Here is an 18,934-nt window from a genome sequence, read left to right on the forward strand (position 1 = left end):
TGATAAGAGTTAAAAGTTTTAACGCTACGATGATGACTGGTCAACGCAACGAAAAACAATTCAGATTTTCTTTATGAGAGTAGCTGATATTTATTAGGTTAATATTAAGCAGTAAAATTTAGTCTATAAGATAATTGGTAAAAAAAAGCCCGGCGCAATATACGCCGGGCCTCAATTTATTGTTGGTTAGATCAGATTAATCCAGCCATTCGGTATGGAACACACCTTCTTTATCGATGCGCTTATAAGTATGTGCACCGAAATAATCACGCTGTGCCTGGATCAGGTTCGCAGGCAGAACAGCGGCACGGTAGCTGTCATAATAGGCAACCGCAGCGGCGAAGGTTGGAACCGGGATACCGTTCTGTACTGCATAAGCAACGACATCACGCAGCGCCTGCTGGTAGTCATCGGCAATTTGCTTGAAGTACGGAGCCAGCAGCAGGTTAGCGATCTGCGGATTTTCGGCATAAGCATCGGTGATTTTCTGCAGGAACTGCGCACGGATGATGCAGCCAGCACGGAAAATCTTCGCGATTTCGCCGTAGTTCAGATCCCAGTTGTACTCTTCAGACGCAGCACGCAGTTGAGAGAAGCCCTGAGCGTAAGAAACAATTTTGCCCAGATACAGCGCACGGCGAACTTTTTCGATGAATTCAGCTTTGTTACCTGGTGGCTGTGCTTGTGGGCCAGACAGTACTTTAGACGCGGCAACGCGCTGATCTTTCAGAGAAGAGATATAACGTGCAAACACTGATTCAGTGATCAGCGACAGAGGCTCACCGAGATCCAGTGCACTCTGGCTGGTCCACTTACCAGTACCTTTGTTTGCTGCTTCATCCAGGATCACATCAACCAGGTAGTTACCGTCTTCATCTTTTTTAGTGAAAATGTCTTTAGTGATGTCGATCAGGTAGCTGCTCAGTTCACCGTTATTCCACTCGGTAAAGGTCTGTGCCAGTTCTTCGTTGGAGAGGTTCAGGCCACCTTTCAGCAGAGAATAGGCTTCCGCAATCAGTTGCATATCACCGTATTCAATACCGTTGTGAACCATCTTCACATAGTGACCTGCGCCATCGGCACCAATATAGGTAACGCACGGTTCACCATCTTCCGCCACGGCGGCGATTTTGGTCAGGATTGGCGCAACCAGTTCATAAGCTTCCTTCTGCCCACCCGGCATAATGGAAGGACCTTTCAGCGCGCCCTCTTCACCACCGGAAACCCCCGTACCGATGAAGTTAAAGCCTTCTGCGGAAAGCTCACGATTACGACGAATGGTGTCCTGGAAGAAGGTGTTACCACCATCAATAATGATGTCACCTTTATCGAGATATGGCTTGAGGGAATCAATAGCAGCATCCGTGCCTGCACCTGCTTTCACCATTAACAGGATGCGACGAGGCGTTTCAAGAGATTCAACAAACTCTTTCACCGTATAGTAAGGAACCAGTTTCTTGCCTGGATTTTCAGCAATCACTTCTTCCGTCTTTTCACGGGAACGGTTGAAAATAGAGACGGTATAACCACGGCTTTCGATGTTGAGCGCAAGGTTGCGTCCCATCACTGCCATACCGACGACGCCGATCTGTTGCTTTGACATTGTTTACTCCTGTCAGGGGTTACTGCGAACTTGCACGCAGGTTTGTATGAAGCTTATGGTAACTCAGGTTGGAAAAGTATTATATTTTTGCTGGCGCTAATCAATTCAGTTTTTCCTGGATATTTTATAACCATCAGGATTGTTTCGTTGCCAATTCCAAGCATCGCGAACCATCTCATCTAATCCCAAACGGGCTTTCCATCCAAGTTCAAGATATGCTTTAGATGGGTCGGACCAACATTCGGCAATGTCCCCTGCTCGCCGCTCAACCAATACATACGGTATATTAACAGAAGTTACACGTTGAAAAGCAGTCAAAAGTTCAAGAACCGAATAACCTTGTCCTGTACCTAAATTATAAATCTTATAATTGTCACCTTCATCTCGGTGCTTCAAGGCGGCTACATGACCATTTGCGAGATCCATGACATGAATAAAATCCCTTACTCCTGTACCATCTTTAGTTTCATAATCATTACCATAGATGGATAATTGTTTATATTTACCACTTGCAACTGAACATATATAAGGCATCAAATTATTTGGAATACCGTTAGGGTCTTCTCCAATTTTTCCGGAAGGATGTGCGCCAACAGGATTAAAATAACGTAAAATTGTTGTTCTAAAAGCAGGATATGCAAATGAAACGTCGTGTAATATATTCTCAACCATAAGTTTTGACGTCCCATAAGGATTAGTAGTACCACCTACAGGGAATGTCTCTTTTACGGGCATTTTCTCTGGAGTACCGTATACAGTGGCTGAGGAACTAAATATTAGATTTTTAATATTATTACTAATCATCTCCTCAATAAGAACAAGAGTACCGTACACATTATTATCGTAGTAGTCTATTGGTGAATGAATTGAATCGTTTACTGATTTTAAACCAGCAAAGTGAATAATATCTGTTATGCTGTTTTCAGTAAAAATGGATCTTAAAATAGCACGGTCACGAATATCCCCATTAATGATAGATATATCACTACCAGTAATTTCTTTAACGCGACGCAAAGATTCAATTGAAGAATTCTGGAAATTATCAAGCACTATTACTTCATATTGTTCTTTCAGAAGCATTAATACAGTATGTGAGCCAATATATCCAGCACCACCCGTAACTAATATAGTCATAAACATCATCCTCATTTAATTGAAGTAACAAGTCTAAAAATTAGAACATTATTAATGTTTAGGCAACTCAATGATTCTTATGAAATTATGATATTAACTAGAGAATTAGCAGTTTCACTTTCATTAAATTTAGACAATGCAAATCTTCGACTATTTAATCCCATAGTAACAATAAGCTCACGTTCTTGAATAAATGACTCCATAGCTAAAGCAATTTTTTTCGCATCCCATGGAGGTACCAGATATCCATTATATCCATCAATTACTGTTTCTCGACAACCAGGCACATCTGTCGTAATAATCGCACGACCTATTGCCATTGCTTCCTGAGTACTTTTGGGGACACCTTCTCGATAAGAAGGTAATACAAAGACGCTAATACCATCCAAATATCTTTTTATGTAAGAGCACGGTCCTAAAAATTCAACATGCCCTTCTGCTTTCCAATTTTCAATTTGTGAAGCATCAATCCCACCAGGATTATCATCAAAATCACCAGCTATACTAAATCGGACCATTGGAAATTTTTTCTTTATTATTTTAGCCGCTTCAACAAATTCACAGACTCCCTTCTCTCTCAATAACCTCGCCACCATTCCAAAATGGATCTCCCCACTAAGAGGTGGATGATAGCTAAATTCATTGAGATTTACACCTATCCCACCAATAACTCTATAGGCTTTGATTTTAATATTATTTTTTACAACCAAGTCAAGATAGTCATCATTATTAAGAAAAAGAACTTTCGTCGCAAACGGTAATGTTACCTTATATAAAAAACATTGAATTTTTCTCAAGACTATTTTTTTTAAAGAGTCTTTATCTTTATTTTGTGTAAAACAAAAACCCAACCCCTCCAATAAAGCGTAACGTTTTTTTACGCCAGCAATCATAGCAGCAAGAGTACCATATATGACTGGTTTGGGGAAAAAGCAAAGAACAGAGTCAGGATTGATTTCTTTTATTTTCTTTGCTAGCAAAAAAGTATTAAAAAAATCAGATAAGGGATTAATACCAGATCGTGAAAAAGAATAGGATAAGGGTATTGCACCTATTTTTTTAATTTTTTTAAAGTTCCCTTCATCATTATCCATCGTAAGTGTATAAACTTTAATATTTTTTGATATCAAGTTTTCAATAACAGCCTTTCTGAACAAAATAATAGTACTAGATTGATTACCTATTAAAAGTACTTTCATTTTAAGAAACCTTATAATATAACTGCATCTCATTTTTTAAATCATAACTTGATTATGCTTTATTCAGAAACGATGAAACAAACAAAATAACAGCCATATTTTATTTTGATTATAGACGGTGCAACAAATAATACACAGGCGCACTTACGATTAATTTATTAAATGCAATGAATTTAGATTGAGCGGTGTATTATATTGAAGCATACAATCTCATCCATTCATCCTCGACAATATCTATTGAGAACATTGTTAAAACAAATTCTCTATTTCTAAGCATTATTTCCATTTTAATTTCTTTATCATACTCCATAACTTCATTAATTTTCTTTGCCAACGACTGAGAGTCTGAAACTGGTACAATATAATTCATATCACCAACTACTTCAGCGACACCTCCGGCATTAGTTGCAACAACCAAACGCTGACAAGACATAGCCTCAGCTACTACCAAACCAAAACCTTCCCACTTTGACGACGAAACATAAAGATCACATGCAGAATAATAAGCGGCGACGTTAGCGATACTGCCTAGCAATTTCACTCTTTTTTCAAGACCATAATTTAGAATCGTACGTTCTACTTCACTTCTGGCCTCACCATCACCTATTATGACTAATTTATATCTTTCAGGTAGCTCTAATAACGCTTTTAATAAGTTTGGATAATCTTTTGCATCAGTAAGTCGGCCTACTGACAGTATAAGGCTATCATCATTATTGATATTTAAAATGTGTCTTATTTTATCTCTTTGTAAAGGATCATATTTAAATAGCTCAGTGTCAATTCCATTATAAACGGGAATTGACTTCGATTTTCTAAAGGCTTTTTTCTTGATAAAAACATCAAGTGCTTCTTTACTAACATTAGTTGTAACATCACATAAAAAATCAGTTAATCTATAAACGAGCATCCTAATATGCCCACCTTCATTTTTACTATGTGCTGTACATACTAATTTGTATTTATTACAGGTAAATATCTTTGCAAGTCTAGCAACGATATTTGCATGGAACATATGTCCATGAACAATATCTGGCTTGAAAAAATCAATTATTTTTGCAAGACTGAGAACTGCATTTAGTAATCCAAGCGGATTTTTTTTCATATGCAAATTATGAATTCTAATATTTTTATTCAATGGAGTAACATTGACATTTCCATTCAGCACAACAATATTAACTTCATTATTTTGCACGGAAAATTTATCAGCTAACAAACATATTTGTTTTTCAGCTCCACCTAATCCCAGTCCTGTAATAACAAAAATAATTCTTTTACTCATAAATAATCCACGCTGCCCTGTATTCCTTTAAAGTATTTATCGTATGCATTTGTTCTAAGGTAATCATCATCAAATGTGTTAAACAATTGTAAATTCATATTGTTAAACCCAACAGGAGCTTGCTCATTTCTAAAGTAGGATGCAAGATTCAATAGCAGCATTACATTAACGAAGACAGCCAATGCTAATGTGTTGAAATTTTTAATTGCAAATACCCTAGGTGCCTTATTATTTAATGAGTGGCAGTATATATAAATACCAACAAAATAAAAATAAAAACATACCCGAGCTAGAAAAGTAATCGTTCCACTGAACAGATGAATAACAGAGCCAACGAAAATAATTCGCATCAATATATTTATATTCATCTGTTTATTAATTACATTTCTATAATGTATATAAAATATAACAAATAAAGCATCAAGAATATTTAACCACCCAAAATTTAAGCCAACTGGATTTTGTCGCAAATAATAATCAATTTTAGCAAAAACAAAACTTATAGCAGCAAGAGATGATATGGCTGAATAAATTGCCATCATAAATAGCACAATACTTGAAATTGAGAATACTGTAATTATGATAAAAGTAGTTACATTTCTAAAAGAGATTAACAAAATTGTCGGTAAAATTATTATTGCCGACACATGAAAAGTTGACGCTATTATAACCAACGTACATAATGCTGTTATATTTTTATCCTGATTGTATTTAAGTATTGCGTAGAATATTATTATACATGCTAATAATTGACGTAACTGCTCTAAAAAAAGGTTGTAGCCAAATAACAACAAAAGACATCCCCAAAATAATGGTTCATTAGCTTTATACTTTTTTAATATTAAGGATAGTAATGCAAAACAGATCAGATAGTAGAACAGGATGGCCAATCCAAAATTATCGTCTGAAATAATAAGCAATAGTTTTAAAGTAATAACAAACCCAAACTCAAACGAGGTAAATACCCCCCCCCCTTCCATGAATCTTAGATAATAAACACTCCAATCCACACCATTTGTATAATATGATACAAAACATACACTGAAAAATATTATGAATAATACACGGAATACAACCTGGGCTTGGTGACTAAATCGTTGCCAACACAGCGATATGAAAAATAATGGCATAGCGATTGATAATATAAACATTATTTTATTACTCTTTCATATAGTAAAATTAATAGATTCAAGGGGTTTATTATTTTAAAATACCTATAAAACCGTATTCTTTTTACTACGCAGTAGAGGTTGAATTTATGATGAAGGTAAGCCAGATAACGACCATTTTTTTTTCGATAATAATTTAAACGACAGAGATCATTAAGAAGAACATCATTGACTTTAATGTTAGTAAGCGAGGTGATTTGAGACTCATGGAGTCGATATAATACCGTTGTATAATCAAAAAATAGCGTGTTTATATCATTATTAATCATTTTTAACCATAGAGGAAGATCTTCTAAAAGTTTATATGAAGTATCAAACCCATTAAAATGATTTTTATTTATAAAAGCACAAGGAGCCACATTATTAAAGTGAATCATAGCCATTGCCTTCTTTAATCGTGATGGTGGCATTTGGCATATAGTTCTCGTCCATGAAGATGGATATCGAATACTTACATTTACAGAGCGTCCAAAGGTTTGAAAATAAGTAAACACTGCACCTATATTATCCCAATCCGAATATTTTTCCAATCTCTTTACGAATTCAGATATTGCTTCAGGAAGAAGAATATCATCTGAACCAATACATTTAACCCATGCACCATTAATATATGGAAGAGCATTATTAAGGTTTGCAGGAATTCCTTTATTTCTTTCGTTTTCGATCAATATACATCTAATTTTAGGGAATGTACTTTTCTTTTCTTTACACCATTGTTTTATAATTTCTACGCTATTATCACTAGAATAATCATCTACTATAATAATCTCTATATTTTGATATTGTTGGTTAATACATGACTCTAATGTCTCTCGTATGTAATCTTTTGAGTTATATGATGCCACAATAATTGTAATTAATGGATTTTTCATATTTAGCTAACAAGTTTAGATATTATATATAATTGAACTTTCGATTTAAAATGTAGGTTGATATTTTTCTTACTGTTTATTTTTTTTATATTTTGCATTCCTTTTATTATTGCTTCGCGCCACTTTTCTTTTGTTTCATCACTGAATTTTTTCTTCCATTTTTGATAACGAACAAATACTCCCCATATAGTACTAACAAGGAGTTTATCGGCTTCATTTAAACAGTCAAAACCACTACACTTTATTTCTGCGTCTATATATTCTCTTAAATAAAATGCATTATTTATAACTTTATAATAGCTTTCATTTATTCTTCTTGTTGTTGAATCCATATTATGTACAAAATAATATCTCCCGGATGATAAATAGATGTTTTTAGATAAACCAAAACAAATCCTTGAAATCACCTCATCATTATTTATATAATTTTCTTTATTTTGATTATATTTATAATATATACCATAGGCTTTTTGAATCAATTCCCTTTTATAGATACCAAACCCATGTAATCCCCAACATGAAATACAATTAGCAAGAGCTTCTTCTCCAAATATTAATTTGGATGTCGAATAAGGGACGAATATTTCATTACTATCGTGATTTAAGTCTTTAGCATATACTAGTTCAAATAGCGAGATGTCGATGCCTTCATTATCCAACATTGGAGCCAATGCTTTTTCAAGAGCATCTGGACTTAGAGTATCATCACTATCTATAAATGCAATATAGTTACTTTGGATAGAGTTGATGGCATTCTCCCTTGCTCGAGCAGCCCCCATATTATTTTGCTGTATTAAGCTTAAACTATATGATAATGGTTTATGTTCTTTCACAAGAGAAGCAGTCCTGTCTTTTGAACCATCATCAATAACAATAACATTAAACCCAGTTAAAGACTGACATTCAAGAGATTGCAGGATATTTATAATATTCTTTTCTTCATTATAAACAGGGATAATAATACTTAGACTATCTGAAGATATTATCATTCGTTAAAGGACCTTTTTAGTTAAATGCCAATAATAAATAATACACACCACTACAAAATACAATGCATAAGTAATGCTGTAGGCAATGCTAACACTATTTAGTCCAAATTTTGTTATCAACAACTTAACCATAACAGGAAAAATTATTGAAAATATAACTTCCAGCATAGCATTTATTTTAAAATATCCCTTCGCTAACAATATAGTGGCAAATAGCCAACTACAAATCCTCAAGAAATCCCCAATGTTTTGAAACAAAAAAAGCTCTCGAGCACGTATAAAGTCAGCCGTAAACAGGATGCTAATTATAAAATCTTTCAAGACGTAGATGGTTAAAGCCATAATTAACGCGAGCGGTACGACAATACAAGCCCCCGTCTTTAAAAGTGTTATATATTCGCTATATTTTTTTGCTGCTGCAGTTTTTGGAAAATAGTAGACTGTTAATGCCGTAGTGAGAACAGCCAGATAAGCCTCTGAAATTTTATTTACAGCTTGCCAATATCCTGCATCTGCTAAAGAAAAATTATTAGTGAGAATAGTTCGAACAACTATCATCGAAACCGGGCCTGTTAATGCTCCAATCACCCCCATGTAAAAGTAATTTTTCATCTGGGTGATATTATCCCGAGGAGTATGCCCCACCCAATATTTAAATTTAAACCATGGCCTTTTAATTATGATTGTAATAAGCCAGATACCTGCAACTGCATTATTCAATGAAGCAGATATCAATGCACCTTTGAGGCCAAAGAAATAAACTAACCCAACCATAGATAACAAGGATGAGGATATTGCTAAAATATTTGCGAGGAAAAACCTATTATATTCATTCAGCCCATTTAGAACCCCTAAAAATATATTGTTTACTATGTTAAGTGGAAGAGCGCATAGTGCAATTATAATTAGCCAATACAAATCCGTTTGATGAAATAAATATTCTGATATCTTACTAGAAAAAAGCACACCTATGCTTATAATAAAGCAGCAGGCTATAAAGGATAACTTAATTGATGCACGCCAATAAAAACATGCTTTTTCATAATTACTTTGATTCTCTGCAGAATATCGATTAACCCCCTGTGAAACTTGTGACGAAATGAATCCATTTATAAACGCCACGAAATTTTGCAATTGTCCTAAATTTGCTATCCCAATAGGACCAGTATAGATTGCTACAACTTTTGAAATAAGAAGACCACAAATCAGCCTAAAGCATGTTACCACACCACTGAGTATTGTAACTTTTGCGAAATTTAGTTTTTCCATCTATTAATCGCTTCGATTACCATGTTGATATCTTCGATACTCATTGTTGGATCCATTGGCAACGATAATACTTCTTTATGTATTTTCTCTGTTATCGGGAGAGATAACCAATTGTATTCTTTATATGCTTCTTGATTATGAGGAGCTACAGGATAATGCACTAATGTAGTAATGCCTGCAGATTTCAAATGCTTTTGCAAAGAGTCTCGCTCTAAAGTTCGGATAACAAAAAGATGCCATACATGAGATACTTCGTCACCAGCAATTACAGGCAGTGAAATAAATGGATTATTTATTTCATCAATATATTTTTTAGCTATTGCACGTCTTAATTCATTTTCCCTATCAAGATATTTTAGCTTGACGTTTAAAAATGCCGCTTGCATTTCATCCAGTCGACTATTTAATCCTTGATATTTATTTTTATATTTCTCATGAGAACCATAGTTTCTAATGGCTCTCAAAACATCTGCAAGTTGATCATCACTTGTTGTTATCGCACCAGCATCACCTAAAGCGCCAAGATTTTTTCCCGGATAGAAACTGAATCCTGCTGCATGCCCCCAACTGCCAGCTTTGCGTCCATTGATTGAGGAGCCATGGGCTTGAGCGCAATCCTCTAATACTAATAAATCAAACTCTGATGCAATCTCCATAATTTCTGCCATTGGAGATATTTGTCCATACAAGTGTACTGGCAAAATTGCTTTTGTTTTACCTGTGATTACTTTACGAATTCCGCTTGCACTTAAATTAAATGTTAAAGGATCTGGTTCAGTCAATACAGGCACTAGATTATTTTCAGTTATTGCCAATACTGACGCAATATATGTATTGGCAGGTACAATAACTTCATCCCCATCATTTAATTTCCCCATTTCTTTCCAAGCACGAAGAACAAGGATAAGTGCATCTAAACCGTTAGCAACGCCAATAACGTGCTTTACCCCACACCAATTTGCAAATTCGTTCTCAAATTCCTTTAATTCTGCCCCCATTATATACCATCCAGAATCAATAACTCTGGAACAGGCATCTTTTAATTCCATTTCATATTGCGCATTTATTCTTTTTAAATTTAAAAAGTCAACCATTATCTGTTCCCCTCAAATATATTTACTATATTTTTCTTTTAAGTTAATAAAGTTTTCCATATAAAATTCAAAGTGATAATTCACTTCATCCTCTTTTATTATCGTAGCTCCTATTTTTTGATGAAATGCTATTACTTCTTTATTTTTCCTATCAACTTGAAAATATGAAAATTTATATTTTTTATGTATAAAACCAAATTTGTATATTAGATATGCGCTTTCTATTGCAGAGCTTTTCATTTTATCTTCATTTAGAATCCAACTCCCCCAACAAAAACCATCATCTTTTGTAATATCATAAAGTCTTATTGTTCCAATTTTTTTATCATTATCAGTCCTTTTTATAATAAAATAAAACTCTTCATTATTTTCTTCTCTTTTCTTATAATCTTCAATCCATCTAGCCTGATCAATAACCGTCCCATTAATTGTAGAAATATGCTTACTGAGACGAGAATCAATGCGAAGTGAATAAATAAACTCTGCGTCACTTATTTCAACTGGAATTAATTCTGTATTTTTTGTGCAAAGCAACAAATTACGCATTAGTTATCTCCCGGATAAAATCAGCATAATTACGAATATAATCATTTTCATCGTAAAAGTCATCAGCCAACACCATTAAAACACAATCTGATGAATAATCGTACATTTCATGCCAAACCATTGGCTCTATAATTAATCCTACGGTAGGTGAATCTAATGTAACATGCTCTACCGTCTTACCGTCATCAAGCAAAAACTTGCAAGATCCTTTAACAGGGATTGCTATTTGTGTAAGTGTTTTATGTGCGTGATATCCCCGCCTTACATCAAATCCCGTATCAAACATGTAGTAAACTCGTTTAATTTCAATTGGGATATTTTTATTTTGCTCAACAACAATAAGAGCGCCTCTGTGATCGCCTTTCTTATCTAACTGTATAAGCTTCACTTTATTATTCATGCGATTTTATCAACCTTAGTAAATATTGTCCGTAGTGATTTTTTTTCAAAAATTCACCTTTAGCATTTAATTCATCATGGTTTAACCAGCCATTTCGCCATGCAATCTCCTCCGGACAGGCAACCATCATCCCTTGCCTTTTTTGGACTGTTTCTACAAAACCTCCAGCTTCAATCAAACTGTCATGTGTACCGGTATCCAGCCATGCAAAACCACGGCCTAGCAATTCAACAGTTAAATTATTATTTTTGAGATAAACTTCATTAACTGCTGTAATTTCTAATTCACCACGTTTAGAGGGTTTAATACTCTTTGCAATATCGATAACGTTATTGTCATAAAAATACAATCCCGTGACAGCCCAATTTGATTTTGGATTAGCAGGTTTTTCTTCAATACTTAAAGCTTTAAAATTTCTATCAAACTCCACCACTCCAAATCTCTCAGGATCCATTACTTGATATCCAAAGACCGTGGCACCTGATGTTCTTTCTGCTGCATCCCGGAGCTTTGGTGTAAAACCTTGTCCAAAAAAGATGTTATCTCCAAGCACAAGGCATACTGTGTCATCTCCAATAAAGTTTTCACCAATAATAAATGCTTGGGCTAAACCATCAGGGCTTGGCTGAACTGCATATGTCAGATTAATGCCAAATTGACTTCCATTCCCAAGTAATCTTATGAACCCCTGCTGATCTTCCGGCGTTGTAATAATAAGGATATCTTGTATACCTGCTAGCATCAAAACCGATAATGGATAATAAATCATCGGCTTATCATAAATGGGTAATAGCTGCTTTGAAACCCCCATTGTAATTGGATAAAGCCTTGTTCCAGAGCCACCGGCTAAAATAATTCCTTTCATTTAACTAACCCCAAACGCTCACGTTGATAAGAACCATCTTGAACTCGTCGGCACCAATCATTATTATTCAAATACCAGTTAATTGTTTTACGAATCCCACTCTCAAACGTTTCTTGCGGTTTCCAGCCCAATTCGCGGCTAATTTTATCGGCATCAATGGCATAACGGCGATCATGTCCCGGGCGGTCAGCGACATAAGTAATTTGCTCACGATAAGATTTTTCTTTCGGTACAATTTCATCCAACAAATCACAAATCGTGAGCACTACATCGATATTTTTCTTTTCGTTGTGTCCACCAATGTTATAAGTTTCACCCGCTTTACCTTCGGTTACGACGGTATATAACGCACGAGCATGATCCTCTACATACAACCAGTCGCGAATTTGATCCCCTTTACCATAAATAGGTAATGCCTTACCTTCCAGCGCATTAAGAATGACCAACGGAATCAATTTTTCTGGAAAGTGATAAGGACCGTAGTTATTCGAGCAGTTAGTCACAATGGTCGGCAAACCATAGGTGCGTTTCCACGCGCGGACTAAATGATCGCTGGATGCTTTGGATGCGGAATAAGGACTGCTTGGCGCGTAAGCTGTCGTCTCAGTAAATAAGGGTAATTCTTCTGTATTATTTACTTCATCAGGATGAGGTAAATCACCATAGACTTCATCAGTAGAAATATGATGGAAGCGGAAATTGTTTTTCTTTTCATCATCCAATGCAGACCAGTAATTACGAGCTGCTTCTAAAAGGACGTAAGTCCCCACAATATTGGTTTCAATAAAGGCTGCCGGGCCAGTTATTGAACGGTCAACGTGGCTCTCTGCCGCCAGGTGCATCACCGCGTCTGGCTGATGCTGTGAAAAAATACGAGCCATTGCTACGGCATCGCAGATGTCTGCATGCTCAAATGAATAACGTTCAGAATCAGAAACTTCAGCGAGTGATTCCAGGTTTCCGGCGTAAGTTAATTTATCGACATTAACAACACTGTCCTGCGTATTATTTATAATGTGACGAACTACAGCAGAACCAATAAATCCTGCGCCACCAGTAACGAGTATCTTCACTTTTTTATTCCATATTACTTCAGAGCATACTGTGAAATAAGCGGCTCTCAGTTTGATTAATAGAGGTATTAATGCACGCTACCGCCCCTGGCTTTACAGCTACCAGAGCACTGCATACATGCCTACGATGTGACGAGCGTTACCCACTCGCGCTAAACCCGAAAAATTCAAACGCTAATTGTCTTACCAATCAGCCCAGGAAACAAGGAAAATCCTGGAAAAGTTTGACTAAAATCCTATTGCTAACTCATTGTTATTCTGAAAGTTTATAAAGCAATAACGGCAGGAAGATTCGCAACAAATTACTTTCGCCACGAATCTTCACTGCCGTTATGATTTTCTTATTAACCGTTACATCCGGTCAGATTTTCATTATTCGCTTAACAGCTTCTCAATACCTTTGCGGAACTTCGCCCCTTCTTTCAGGTTACGCAGCCCATACTTCACAAACGCCTGCATATAGCCCATTTTTTTACCGCAGTCGTAGCTGTCACCGGTCATTAACATGGCATCAACGGCTTGTTTTTTAGCCAGTTCAGCAATGGCATCTGTCAACTGTATACGTCCCCATGCACCTGGCTGAGTGCGTTCCAGTTCAGGCCAAATGTCGGCAGAAAGCACATAACGACCAACAGCCATTATGTCTGAGTCCAGCGTCTGCGGCTGATCCGGTTTTTCAATAAATTCAACAATACGGCTAACTTTGCCTTCACGGTCCAGCGGCTCTTTGGTCTGGATGACGGAGTATTCAGAGAGGTCGCCCGGCATACGTTTTGCCAGTACCTGGCTGCGGCCCGTTTCGTTAAAGCGCGCAATCATGGCAGCAAGGTTGTAACGCAGCGGATCGGCGCTGGCGTCGTCAATAACAACGTCTGGCAACACTACGACAAACGGATTGTCGCCAATGGCAGGTCGCGCGCACAAAATGGAGTGGCCTAAACCTAAAGGTTCACCCTGACGCACGTTCATAATGGTCACGCCCGGCGGGCAGATAGACTGTACTTCCGCCAGTAGTTGACGCTTCACGCGCAGTTCAAGGAGAGATTCTAATTCATATGAGGTGTCGAAGTGGTTTTCGACCGCGTTCTTGGACGCATGAGTTACCAGGAGGATTTCTTTGATCCCTGCAGCCACAATCTCGTCAACAATGTACTGAATCATTGGCTTGTCGACGATCGGTAGCATCTCTTTGGGAATCGCCTTAGTGGCAGGCAACATATGCATCCCAAGACCCGCTACAGGAATAACTGCTTTTAAATTCGTCATTATTTCATCCACCTGTAAAATGGTTGCTGAATTATAGCTTGTTCGATTTTTTTCGCCAGCATCAATTACCCTGAACTGATGACTGATTTACTTCCGATGTTACGCCGCTTCGCTCAGGATTGCAGTAGCGTTATTCTTAAGTATGGCTCCATTTTTCCAGGAATGGTCGCAATTCTACTTCCCCCGTTCCGGCAATCGAAAGTTAATCTTTTCCACATTAACAATGTGGTAATTAATCCTGTCGATATCGACTGAACTTTGTCCTTTTTCATTCACCGAATGAACATTTGCCAGTGACAGTAAGGTCTCGTTCTTTGCCATAAATGTGCCACGAACGTCTTTACGCAAGTCGAAGTTCATGGTCAATGCTGGCCCCACAGAGGATTCCTGCATCACTTTGATATTTCGCATAAAAAGATGTTGCGGTTTGTTGTGCAGTTCCAGCGACGCACACTTCATTTCAATGTTGGTCAGCGCCACAAAAGAAGTTGCATTGCCTGCCGAAATTTGTATTCCGCGCAATTTCCAGGCAAGGTGAGTATTATCAAGGTGAATATTATTCAGTTTGAAATTTTGCGGTATGGAGAGATACCTGCCTTTAATGACACCGTAGCCGATTAACATTCCGGCACTATTAACCATTTCTATCTGGTCAATAACAAAGTTATCACATCCATATATCGCAACTGTGGCATTATCAATACCCGCTTTCTTACTGAAATCCGGCGTAATATTACGCGCTTTGATATTACGGATAATGAAATGCTTGCCATTTTCAACATGAATTAGTTGCCGACAATCAGAGCCAGTGATATTCGCTACGACAAAGTTTTTCACTGCCTGGTCTTCCGGATAGTTGTTATCGTAAGTACTTCCCGCAAGGCCTATGCCAATACCCCAGTTGATTTTGCCATTAGTACAGTTGATGCGTTCTATTACGTGGTCGGAAATTAAAATATCGCGGTCGTTAATCGCCACATTCCATTCGATGGCGTCGCCCTGTAAATCGCTGAACTTACAATGGGTGATGTTGGCACCGATAATCTGGTTATGAAATCCCTGGCGTAAGATGGCGTAGTTGGCGTGGCTGACCGTGAGGTTGTCAATGACCAGATTGCGCATGACCCGCTTGTTTTTGCCGCCAATATAGATCTGCATCACCGGGCCAAAACCGCTCATCGCCAGGTCTTTAATGACGCAATCAGAACCGCGCACATCCAGGGTGATGTTATGCATACTGCCGCCCTTCCCCCCTGTCACCTGGCTGCCGTCCTGTAAGACAAATCGCCCTCTGCCGTTGCCGCGCAGGCTTCCAAGGATGCGTAACGTTTTACCGGGAGGGATGAAGATGCCGGTGTTGATGTTGTCGCAAACAAATCCGCCAGGCACAACGACCGTTTGCCCTTCGCTGAAAGCCTGTTTAAACGAGGCTATCCAGTCTTTGGAATTGTAGTCATTGATGTTAACGCTTTGTCGGGCAGGAATTGCACGGGCAAAAGGAGTATGGAGGAAAGCAAGCGCGGAGCCTGCCGTCAGGAAGGTACGTCGGGAGAGTTTTTTAAATGGCATACGTTCTCCTCTATAAAGCCTGCAACAAGCTGGCGAGTTCTCGGTTAATCACCTGCTGGTTAAAATCATGTTCGACTTTTTCGCGCGCACGTTTGATAACCGGAGCCAGTTTGTCGGCGTCCAGTTGGCTAAACGCCGCCAGTCGTTGCGCCAGTGCGCGAGCATCGTTCTCAGGCACCAGCCAGCCGGATTTATCGGCCTCTACCAGTTCCGGTATTCCGCTATGCAGAGTAGAAACCACCGGAATGCCAACCGCCATCGCTTCCATTAGCGCCACCGGAATACCTTCCATATCGCCGTCCGCGCCCGTAACCGATGGCAGCAGGAAGACATCCGCGTCGTCGAGCATCGCCTTCACTTCGTGGCTCGGTTTAAACCCCGGCATCTCCACCATATCTTCCAGTTGATACTGTTCGATGAGCGTGCGTAAACGCCGCTCCCACGGGCCGATGCCGAGGATGCGATAGCGAAACGCCACGCCCTGCTCTTTCAACTGACGGCAGGCTTCAATCGCCACATGCAACCCTTTCTTCTCAGTTAATCTTGCGACGGAAATGATTTCCAGCGGCGTTGCGGGTGCTTTCACCGGACGCGGGCTAAAGCGCGTCATGTCCACGCCCATACGCGATACGGCGATTTTTTCTCTGGGGCAGCCCATTTTTTGCAGCCTTCCGGCCCACAGATCGCTTATCGGTAACATCAGGTCGCCACGGCGAAACAGTTGTTGATATTCGGGGGTGTAATGGTTGAGCACTTCCCGGCTGGAAATATCAATGCCGTGGAAGATAGTGGCGATTTTGCCGCGAATCACCCCCAGTTCACGCAATTTGGCTGCGGTTACCCCCGCAGGGCCAAAATGAGCGATGAACACATCGGCGTGAAACGGTGTTGCAACCCGGCCGCAAATGGCAGACAAAATCAGGTTCCGCGACTCGGCACCATAGCGTTTGAGGTTGAGCGCCTGCCAGGTGTTTTTACGATGAATGCCGCGTAAGGTCTGGCTGGCGCGGTGGCGCAGTTTCGCCACTTTGCCCTGAGGTTCGTCCTGTAACCAGCGAGTTTTAGCGGCAAGGTTGTATTGCGTCCATGCCGCATGGGTGTTTTGCGTATCGCCTTTTTGCAGCGCGACAATCTCCACCTCAAAGCCCATATCAATAAACGCAGTAATTTGGTTGAGGACGAAGGTTTCCGACGACAGCGGGAATTTCAGTAAAAAGAAGCCGACCTTCATTTCGCCTCCCCGATGCGTTCCAGTACGGACTGCACCATCTGCATTCCTGCCTGGCGTTCGCGACTGACGGCTTCGCTAAGTCGCGCGTTCAGCGCCGGAAGCTGGCCTAAGGTATCCGCAACCATCGCTTGCAGGCTGCCGTCTAATAAATGACGAATATCCATCGCCATCTCCGGCAGCCCCAGTTGTTGCATAATCCCGGCGGATTTATGTTCGTAGTTGATAGCAATTGCCGGAGTGGCAAAGTTCATAGAGATAATGGCGGAGTGCAGGCGCGTACCGACAGTGAGTTCACAGGCAGCGAGAATTTTGCCCATTTCCAGATCGTTAAGTTCATCCATCACCACGTGGTAACGGGAAGGATCGCTGATGTGCTGGCGCAGGTTGAGCGCCACCATGCGGTCATCTTTGTTGTAGCTGTCGATGCCCGTACAGGTGGAAAGCGCAATGACCTGATACCCTTCGTCGAGAATGCGATTGACCACCCCGGCAAAGGCTTGTTCATACGCTTGTTGAGTAGTGCCGAGGCGTTTATCAAACGGTGCCAGTTCGCGCAGAGTAATTGCCACGGTTTTCTGTTGGGATGCGACGCCCAGCCAGTGTTGGACGGCGTAGCTGGCGGTGTAATCTTCAGTGTGATGATCGACCAGCCAGGCGGTATCGACGCCGTGTTCGACTTTTGCGGTAGTGATATTGCTGCGTTTCATCAGCTCAAGGCTGACCGATTCGCGCAGGATCAATGCATCGCAGTGACCAAAAACGTAGTTAGCCAGTTGGTTAAATTGCTCATCCTGGAACGGGCCGACGCTGTGACCAATCATAAACAGCGGCTTTTTCGCCATAAAGGTGCACAGAGCGTGTTCAAATTGCGGTACGCCGTAGAGATCGACAAAAAACGAACCACCGACCTGAATAATGGCGTCGTAACCTGAAAGCAAGCGCACGAAGTCGGTAAATCCCTGGGCGATGGCAATATTACGCAGCTTGCCGGTGTCGGTGACGCGAGAGAGCAATACCTGGTGTTGGTAGCGGCGACGGAGGACTTTTTTTACGCGCCCGACAACGCCCGCCGCGCTGTTGTGTTGTTTCATTTGCAGGAACAGCGGATCGCCCATTACCGGGCGGTTAAGCAGCCAGGAAGAACTGACCGGATAGCGGCTCATCACGTCCACTTCGGCGTGTGGATTGAGGATGTTGATGGCATCAAGTAAGCCACGCAAAATGGCGCTGTCGCCGCGGTTGCCGCAAGTGTGGTTGCCCAGAATAAGTAATTTCATTTTTTCCTCATAAATTTGATGCCAGGTGAGGTTGTGTTCGTTGCCGCTTTTTGCCTGATGCGACGCTGGCGCGTCTTATCAGGCCTACAAGATCCG

At 39.6% G+C, this 18,934-nt stretch carries 17 protein-coding genes; all 17 read right to left on the reverse strand.

The window, feature by feature from the left end:
* Window positions 1–196: 196 nt before the first annotated feature.
* The 17 genes from gndA to wcaK all read right to left on the reverse strand — a co-directional run bounded on the left by gndA (window position 197) and on the right by wcaK (window position 18,838).
* Window positions 197–1,603 (reverse strand): NADP-dependent phosphogluconate dehydrogenase, encoded by a 1,407-nt coding sequence (gndA, locus tag A31E_RS12565; protein WP_016248875.1) that lies wholly within the window; start codon window positions 1,601–1,603, stop codon window positions 197–199.
* Window positions 1,604–1,708: 105 nt separating this feature from the next.
* Entirely contained in the window at window positions 1,709–2,737 is a 1,029-nt protein-coding gene (gene galE, locus A31E_RS12560) for a UDP-glucose 4-epimerase GalE (protein ID WP_016248876.1), read from the reverse strand.
* 77 nt (window positions 2,738–2,814) lie between these two features.
* The gene (locus A31E_RS12555; protein WP_016248877.1) at window positions 2,815–3,936 is read right to left on the reverse strand and encodes a glycosyltransferase family 4 protein; all 1,122 of its coding nucleotides are present in this window, start codon (window positions 3,934–3,936) and stop codon (window positions 2,815–2,817) included.
* Between the two features lie 190 nt (window positions 3,937–4,126).
* Entirely contained in the window at window positions 4,127–5,218 is a 1,092-nt protein-coding gene (locus tag A31E_RS12550) for a glycosyltransferase (RefSeq protein ID WP_016248878.1), read from the reverse strand.
* A complete protein-coding gene (locus tag A31E_RS12545; protein WP_016248879.1) occupies window positions 5,215–6,369 on the reverse strand; it encodes an EpsG family protein in 1,155 nt (384 codons plus the stop codon). Before A31E_RS12545 ends, A31E_RS12550 begins: the two co-directional genes overlap by 4 nt.
* Entirely contained in the window at window positions 6,369–7,259 is an 891-nt protein-coding gene (locus tag A31E_RS12540) for a glycosyltransferase family 2 protein (protein WP_016248880.1), read from the reverse strand. Before A31E_RS12540 ends, A31E_RS12545 begins: the two co-directional genes overlap by 1 nt.
* A 2-nt stretch (window positions 7,260–7,261) precedes the next feature.
* Complete coding sequence (locus A31E_RS12535) at window positions 7,262–8,248, reverse strand: glycosyltransferase family 2 protein (RefSeq protein ID WP_016248881.1); 987 nt, start codon at window positions 8,246–8,248, stop codon at window positions 7,262–7,264.
* A gap of 3 nt (window positions 8,249–8,251) precedes the next feature.
* The gene (locus tag A31E_RS12530; protein WP_016248882.1) at window positions 8,252–9,517 is read right to left on the reverse strand and encodes an O-antigen translocase; all 1,266 of its coding nucleotides are present in this window, start codon (window positions 9,515–9,517) and stop codon (window positions 8,252–8,254) included.
* Window positions 9,505–10,611 carry a DegT/DnrJ/EryC1/StrS family aminotransferase gene (locus tag A31E_RS12525; RefSeq protein WP_016248883.1) on the reverse strand — a complete coding sequence of 369 codons (1,107 nt, stop codon included), beginning with the start codon at window positions 10,609–10,611 and terminating at the stop codon, window positions 9,505–9,507. Before A31E_RS12525 ends, A31E_RS12530 begins: the two co-directional genes overlap by 13 nt.
* Window positions 10,612–10,623: 12 nt before the next feature.
* A complete protein-coding gene (locus A31E_RS12520; RefSeq protein ID WP_016248884.1) occupies window positions 10,624–11,157 on the reverse strand; it encodes a GNAT family N-acetyltransferase in 534 nt (177 codons plus the stop codon).
* Window positions 11,150–11,557, reverse strand: a complete 408-nt coding sequence (locus tag A31E_RS12515) for a sugar 3,4-ketoisomerase (RefSeq protein ID WP_016248885.1) — start codon at window positions 11,555–11,557, stop codon at window positions 11,150–11,152. The genes A31E_RS12520 and A31E_RS12515 overlap by 8 nt, the downstream gene beginning before the upstream one ends.
* Window positions 11,550–12,422 (reverse strand): glucose-1-phosphate thymidylyltransferase RfbA, encoded by an 873-nt coding sequence (rfbA, locus tag A31E_RS12510; RefSeq protein ID WP_016248886.1) that lies wholly within the window; start codon window positions 12,420–12,422, stop codon window positions 11,550–11,552. Before rfbA ends, A31E_RS12515 begins: the two co-directional genes overlap by 8 nt.
* Entirely contained in the window at window positions 12,419–13,495 is a 1,077-nt protein-coding gene (rfbB, locus tag A31E_RS12505; RefSeq protein WP_016248887.1) for a dTDP-glucose 4,6-dehydratase, read from the reverse strand. Before rfbB ends, rfbA begins: the two co-directional genes overlap by 4 nt.
* Window positions 13,496–13,867: 372 nt before the next feature.
* The gene (gene galF / locus A31E_RS12500) at window positions 13,868–14,761 is read right to left on the reverse strand and encodes a UTP--glucose-1-phosphate uridylyltransferase GalF (protein WP_016248888.1); all 894 of its coding nucleotides are present in this window, start codon (window positions 14,759–14,761) and stop codon (window positions 13,868–13,870) included.
* Window positions 14,762–14,935: 174 nt separating this feature from the next.
* Window positions 14,936–16,330: a colanic acid biosynthesis protein WcaM gene (wcaM, locus tag A31E_RS12495; protein ID WP_016248889.1), complete on the reverse strand. Its 1,395-nt coding sequence runs from the start codon at window positions 16,328–16,330 to the stop codon at window positions 14,936–14,938.
* 10 nt (window positions 16,331–16,340) lie between these two features.
* The gene (wcaL, locus tag A31E_RS12490) at window positions 16,341–17,561 is read right to left on the reverse strand and encodes a colanic acid biosynthesis glycosyltransferase WcaL (RefSeq protein ID WP_016248890.1); all 1,221 of its coding nucleotides are present in this window, start codon (window positions 17,559–17,561) and stop codon (window positions 16,341–16,343) included.
* Entirely contained in the window at window positions 17,558–18,838 is a 1,281-nt protein-coding gene (gene wcaK, locus A31E_RS12485; RefSeq protein ID WP_016248891.1) for a colanic acid biosynthesis pyruvyl transferase WcaK, read from the reverse strand. Before wcaK ends, wcaL begins: the two co-directional genes overlap by 4 nt.
* Window positions 18,839–18,934 lie beyond the last annotated feature (96 nt).

This window comes from Escherichia sp. KTE159 (genome assembly GCF_000408805.1).
GTDB classification, from domain to species: Bacteria; Pseudomonadota; Gammaproteobacteria; order Enterobacterales; family Enterobacteriaceae; genus Escherichia; species Escherichia marmotae.